Genomic DNA, 6,057 nt, shown 5'->3' with positions numbered 1-6,057 from the left:
GAGTACTTGTAGGCCATCGCCACCAGGGTGGGCATCTTGCCGATCAGGCGGTTCGCCGCCGTGGCGCGGTGTTCCGGGTTCTGGATGTCCGTCACGTCGTGATAGAAGGCCGACAGCGCGCCGACCAGGCCGGTCAGCACCGCCATCGGATGGGCGTCGCGCCGAAAGCCGCGCAGGAAGAACTGCATCTGCTCGCTGACCATCGTGTGGTTGGTCACCTTCCTGTCGAAGTCCTGCTTCTGCTGGGCGTTCGGCAGTTCGCCGTTGAGCAGCAGATAGCAGGTGTCGAGGAAGTCGCAGTTCTCGGCGAGTTGCTCGATCGGGTAGCCGCGGTAGAGCAACTCACCCTTGTCGCCGTCGATGTAGGTGATGGCCGACTGGCAGGCCGCAGTGCTCAGGAAACCGGGGTCGTAGGTGAACTTGCCGGTCTGGGCGTAGAGCTTGCGGATGTCGATCACGTCGGGACCGACGCTGCCCTGGTAGATCGGCAGTTCCATGCTGGGGCTGCCATCGGAAAACGAGAGGGTGGCTTTGACATCGGACGGGGTCATGGCAATTCCTTCTGGTCGAAGCTGAGTACAGCGAAAGAGGCGAGAGAGAAATCGGTGCGACAGCGCGTTTAGACAGCGCTCAGGCCGGTGCAGGGCGGCGCAGCTGAGCGAGCACCAGTCGCACCGTCGCCGAGTCGAGTACGCCTTGCGGTTCGCGCCGCGCGAGCAGCAGATCGAGCAAATCGGGGTCCGACAGTTCCATCAGCGCCTCGATGCCTGCCGCCTGGTCCCGCGTGAGCGTGTTCTGGTGCAGGGCGAAGAAGCGCTCGATGAAAAGATCGTTTTCGAGCAAACCGCGCCGGCAGCGCCAGCGCAACTTCCCGAGTGCTGCCGGGTCGAGCAAGCGATCGTCGAGCGAGACGGCCATGAATTCTCGGGCGGTGGGCCTCAGACGGCGCGGCGCACCAGCATGTCGCGGATCTTGCCGATGGCCTTGGTGGGGTTCAGGCCCTTGGGACAGACATCCACGCAGTTCATGATGGTGTGACAGCGGAAGAGGCGGTAGGGATCTTCCAGGTTGTCCAGGCGGGCCGCGGTGTCCTGATCGCGGCTGTCCGCGATGAAACGGTAGGCCTGCAGCAGGCCGGCGGGGCCGACGAACTTGTCGGGGTTCCACCAGAAGCTCGGGCAGGCCGTCGAGCAGCTCGCGCACAGGATGCATTCGTACAGGCCGTTAAGCTCGTCGCGCTCTTCGGGCGACTGCAGCCGCTCGGTCTCGGGCGGCGGCTGGTCGTTGACGAGATAGGGCTTGATCGAGTGGTACTGCTTGAAGAACTGCGTCATGTCGACGATCAGGTCGCGGATCACCGGCAGGCCGGGCAGCGGCTTGAGGACGATGTTGCCCGGCAGCGTGCGCATGTTGGTGAGGCAGGCCAGGCCGTTCTTGCCGTTGATGTTCATCGCGTCGGAGCCGCACACCCCTTCGCGGCAGGACCGTCGGAACGACAAGGTCGGATCGACGGCCTTGAGCTTGTTGAGGGCGTCGAGCAGCATGCGCTCGGAGCCGTCGAGCTCGACCTGCAGCGTCTGCATGCGCGGTTTGGCGTCCGCGTCGGGGTCGTAGCGGTAGATCTGGAAGGTGCGTAGGCTCATGCTCGTGCTTCCTCGGCGCTCAGAACGAGCGAACCTTGGGCGGAATGGAGTCGGTCGTCAGCGGCGTCAGGTTCACGGGCTTGTAATCGAGCCGGTTGCCTTCGCTGAACCACAGCGTGTGCTTCATCCATTCCACGTCGTTGCGGCCGTTCGGATATGTGGGCGTGTCGGCGTAGTCATTGACGGTGTGCGCACCACGGCTTTCCTTGCGCGCCGCCGCCGAGACGATGGTGGCGCGCGCCGCTTCTATGAGGTTCTCGACCTCGAGGGCCTCGATGCGCGCGGTGTTGAACACCTTGGACTTGTCGCCGAGCGCGATGTTCTTCACCCGCTCGGCCAGGGCGGCGATCTGCTTGACGCCCTCATCGAGCATCACCTGCGTGCGGAACACGCCAGCGTGTAGCTGCATGCTGCTGCGAATGTCGTTCGCGACGTCCTGGGCGTACTCGCCGCCAGTGCTTGCCTCCAGGCGGGCCAGACGTGCAAGGCTGCTGTCGGCGGCGTCTGCGGGCAGCGGCTTGTGCGACTTGTTCTTCTCGTTGAACTCGACGATGTGGTTGCCTGCCGCACGCCCGAACACCAGCAGGTCGAGCAGCGAATTGGTGCCCAGCCGGTTGGCGCCGTGCACACTGACGCAAGCGCACTCGCCCACCGCGTAAAGCCCGTTCACGACCGTGTTGGGGTTGCCGCCCTTCGGCATCACGACCTGGCCGTGCACGTTCGTCGGCACGCCACCCATCTGGTAGTGGATGGTCGGCACCACCGGGATCGGCTCCCTGGTGATGTCGACATTGGCGAAGTTGTGGCCGATCTCGTAGACCGAGGGCAGCCGTTTCATGATCGTGGCCGCGCCCAGGTGGGTCATGTCGAGCACCACGTAGTCTTTGTTGGGGCCGCAGCCGCGGCCTTCCTTGATTTCCTGATCCATGCAGCGCGAGACGAAATCGCGCGGCGCAAGATCCTTGAGGGTGGGCGCATAGCGCTCCATGAAACGCTCGCCGTTGCTGTTGCGTAGGATCGCGCCCTCGCCGCGGCAGCCTTCCGTGAGCAGCACACCGGCACCGGCCACGCCCGTCGGGTGGAACTGCCAGAACTCCATGTCCTCGAGCGGAATGCCGGCGCGCGCCGCCATGCCCAGGCCGTCACCGGTGTTGATGTAGGCGTTGGTCGAAGCGGCATAGATGCGACCTGCGCCGCCCGTGGCGAGCAGCACGGTCTTACCCTGCAGGATATGGACCTCGCCGGTCTCCATTTCAAGGGCGGTCACGCCGAGCACATCGCCTTCGGCATCGCGGATCAGGTCGAGCGCCATCCACTCGACGAAGAACTGCGTGCGCGCCTTGACGTTCTGCTGGTACAGCGTGTGCAGCATTGCGTGGCCGGTGCGGTCGGCCGCAGCACAGGCCCGCTGCACCGGCTTTTCGCCGTAGTTCGCAGTGTGGCCGCCGAAGGGGCGCTGGTAGATGGTGCCGTCCGGGTTGCGGTCGAAGGGCATGCCGAAGTGTTCGAGCTCGTACACCACCTTCGGCGCTTCGCGGCACATGAACTCGATCGCGTCTTGGTCGCCGAGCCAGTCGGAACCCTTGACGGTGTCGAAGAAGTGGTAATGCCAGTTGTCTTCGCTCATGTTGCCGAGCGAAGCGCCGATGCCGCCCTGGGCCGCCACGGTGTGCGAGCGCGTCGGGAACACCTTGGACAGCACCGCCACGCTGAGGCCGGCGCGCGCGAGTTGCAAGGAGGCGCGCATGCCGGAGCCGCCGGCACCGACGATGACGACATCGAACTTGCGGGTGGGAAGCGTCGTTGCGCTCATTCTTCTACAGCCTCCAGAGCACTTGGATCGCCCAGCCCGCGCACGCGACGAGCCAGACGATGGTGGCCACCTGCAGCACGAGCTTCAAGCCGACGTGATGGATGTAGTCCATCCAGATGTCGCGCATGCCGACCCAGGCGTGCCATGCCAGCGAGAGCAAGGTCACGAAGGTGAGCAGCTTCATCCACTGCGACGAGAAGATGCCGGCCCAGCGCACGTAGCCCAACTCCGCGCCGAAGATCAACTGCGCCAGCAGCACGATGGTGAAGAGCGCCATCAGCACCGCGGTGACGCGCTGGCTGAGCCAGTCGCGCAATCCGTAGTGAGCGCCGACGACGATGCGCTGCGATCCGTAGTTCTTGTTCATGTCGAATGCGCCCTCTTCTCGCGTTCTCAATACAGGCCGAACAGCTTGGCGCCCAGCACGACCGTCAGCAGCGCGCTCGAAGCCAGGGTGAACAGCGCCGACTTGGCCCCGGCGTCCGCGGTGACGGCGTGCATCACGTCCATGTAGAGGTGGCGCACCCCGGCGATGAAGTGGTGCAGATACGCCCAGATCAGCGCCAGCGCGACCAGCTTGATAAACCAGCCCGGCAAGAAACCGAGGCCCGCATTGAAGGCGCTCGCGAAACGCTCGAAGCTGATCTCGGAAGTGAGGCTGGTGTCGAACAGCCACACGACGAAAGGCAGCAGCACGAACATCAAGGCGCCGCTGATCCGATGCAGGATCGACACGATGCCCGCCGGCGGCAAGCGGTAGCCCACGATCTGGGTGATGTGGATGTTGCGGTAGACCGGGCGTTGTCGGTCCGCCTTCGCGCTGATGTCTGCCATGCCGGACCCTGGTTGTCTTCTATAAAACCCGAAGAGTTTATTGCATTGCAACATGCGCACCGGCGCCGGTGCGCCGAAGCTCTGCACCTTCAATTCAACTCGTTGCGGTAGTGGTGGTTGGAGGTCTCGTACAGACCGCGCCGCAGCTCGACCGGCTTGTCGCCGTAGGTGAGCGTGCGCCGCTCGACACTCAGGAGCGGCGCCCCCTCGGCCACTGCAAGCAAGGGCGCATCAACGGCATTTGCGGCGGTCGCCCGCAGCTTCTCTTCGGCGCGAATGGTGCGCACGCCGAACTCGGTCTCGAAGAAGGCGTAAAGCGGCCCGCGGTAGTCGGCCAGGCGCTCGGTCGTGAGCCCCTTGAACAGATTGCCGGGCAGCCAGATGTCCTCGAGCACCACCGGGCGGCCGGCGAAGATCAGGAGACGACGTGCCTGGATCACCGGGTCGCCCGCCTTGAGGTCGAGCGTTCGCGCCACCTCGGCATTCGCGCGCACTCGCCGGCAGTCGAGCAACCGGCGCTCCACCGACCCGCTCTTGGCCCGCTCGTCAGGCACCAGGCGCAAGAAGCGGTATTGCACCTGCTGTTCGGCATGCGTCGCCACGAAAGTGCCCTTGCCCTGACGCCGCAGCACCAGGTTTTCGGCCGCCAGCTCGTCGATCGCCTTGCGGACCGTGCCCTGGCTGACCCGGTAGCGCACCGCCAGTTCGGTCTCGCTCGGAATCGCCTCGCCAGGACGCCATTCGCCGGCCTGCAGGCTTCGCGTGATCAAGGCCTTGATCTGCTGATAAAGCGGACTGAACGCGGGGCCCGCAGTCGGGCCGGGCGGAGCTTCGGCTGTAGGCGGGTAAGGTGAGTGGGCAGCCATGCCCGGATTGCATCACAGCCCGCGCCTCGCCGTCCACAACAACGCTGAAAGATGTCTTATATAAAACAGAGGAGCTTTGACGCCCGGAAGCCGGCCGCCTAGACTTGCTCCTAAACTCGGCGCTCGGCGTGTGCCTCATCGCAGGCACCGCCCGCGCCGCCCAGATTCCCAAACTTTCCGGAGCTTCCCTCATGAGCAAGACACCCGTCCGTGTGGCCGTCACCGGTGCCGCTGGCCAGATCGGCTATGCCCTGCTGTTTCGCATCGCTTCGGGCGAAATGCTGGGCAAGGATCAGCCCGTCATCCTGCAGTTGCTGGAAGTCCCCGACGAGAAGGCGCAGAAGGCTCTCAAGGGCGTGATGATGGAACTCGAGGACTGCGCATTCCCGCTGCTGGCCGGCATGCAGGCGCATGGCGATCCGATGAACGCATTCAAGGACACGGACTACGCCCTGCTCGTCGGTTCGATGCCCCGCAAAGCGGGCATGGAACGATCGGAACTGCTGTCCATCAATGGCAAGATTTTCATCGGCCAGGGCAAGGCGCTCAATGCCGTGGCAAACCGCAATGTCAAGGTTCTGGTCGTCGGCAATCCGGCCAACACCAATGCCTACATCGCGATGAAGAGCGCTCCCGACCTGCCACGCAAGAACTTCACCGCCATGCTGCGCCTCGACCACAACCGTGCGCTGAGCCAGGTGGCCGCCAAGATCGGCAAGCCCGTGGCGAGCATCGAGAAGATGGCGGTGTGGGGCAACCACTCGCCGACGATGTACGCGGACTATCGCTTCGCCATTGCCGACGGCAAGGCGGTGAAGGACATGATCAACGATCAGGTCTGGAACAAGGACACCTTCCTGCCCACCGTGGGCAAACGCGGCGCGGCGATCATCGACGCGCG

General features: G+C 64.5%; 8 protein-coding genes. 1 reads left to right on the top strand and 7 read right to left on the bottom strand.

All coding sequences use genetic code 11. The features are described 5' to 3' along the window. From H0W40_RS18590 to H0W40_RS18560, 7 genes are all read right to left on the bottom strand, one after another. Positions 1-551, bottom strand: a 551-nt coding sequence (locus tag H0W40_RS18590; RefSeq protein ID WP_292449229.1) for a citrate/2-methylcitrate synthase, incomplete at its 3' end; no start/stop codon positions are given. Positions 552-630: 79 nt separating this feature from the next. Further along, positions 631-918, bottom strand: coding sequence for a succinate dehydrogenase assembly factor 2 (locus tag H0W40_RS18585; RefSeq protein ID WP_292449227.1), 288 nt, complete (start codon positions 916-918; stop codon positions 631-633). A gap of 20 nt (positions 919-938) precedes the next feature. Next, positions 939-1,643: a succinate dehydrogenase iron-sulfur subunit gene (locus H0W40_RS18580; protein WP_292449225.1), complete on the bottom strand. Its 705-nt coding sequence runs from the start codon at positions 1,641-1,643 to the stop codon at positions 939-941. 19 nt (positions 1,644-1,662) lie between these two features. Next, positions 1,663-3,456, bottom strand: a complete 1,794-nt coding sequence (gene sdhA, locus H0W40_RS18575; RefSeq protein WP_292449223.1) for a succinate dehydrogenase flavoprotein subunit — start codon at positions 3,454-3,456, stop codon at positions 1,663-1,665. Between the two features lie 4 nt (positions 3,457-3,460). Continuing rightward, positions 3,461-3,823 carry a succinate dehydrogenase, hydrophobic membrane anchor protein gene (sdhD, locus tag H0W40_RS18570; protein ID WP_292449221.1) on the bottom strand — a complete coding sequence of 121 codons (363 nt, stop codon included), beginning with the start codon at positions 3,821-3,823 and terminating at the stop codon, positions 3,461-3,463. Positions 3,824-3,849: 26 nt separating this feature from the next. After that, entirely contained in the window at positions 3,850-4,290 is a 441-nt protein-coding gene (sdhC, locus tag H0W40_RS18565) for a succinate dehydrogenase, cytochrome b556 subunit (RefSeq protein ID WP_292449219.1), read from the bottom strand. An 89-nt stretch (positions 4,291-4,379) separates the two neighbouring features. Continuing rightward, positions 4,380-5,156: a GntR family transcriptional regulator gene (locus tag H0W40_RS18560; protein ID WP_292449218.1), complete on the bottom strand. Its 777-nt coding sequence runs from the start codon at positions 5,154-5,156 to the stop codon at positions 4,380-4,382. 191 nt (positions 5,157-5,347) lie between these two features. Between H0W40_RS18560 and H0W40_RS18555 the strand changes: the two genes are divergently transcribed. Next, on the top strand, positions 5,348-6,057 hold a 710-nt coding region (locus tag H0W40_RS18555; RefSeq protein WP_292449216.1), incomplete at its 3' end, for a malate dehydrogenase.

Origin of the sequence: Methylibium sp., assembly GCF_013817345.1 — a bacterium.
In the GTDB taxonomy this organism is placed as follows: Bacteria; Pseudomonadota; Gammaproteobacteria; order Burkholderiales; family Burkholderiaceae_C; genus Methylibium.
Note: the sequence above shows the minus strand (reverse complement) of the source record. Positions and strands in the feature narration are given on the sequence as shown.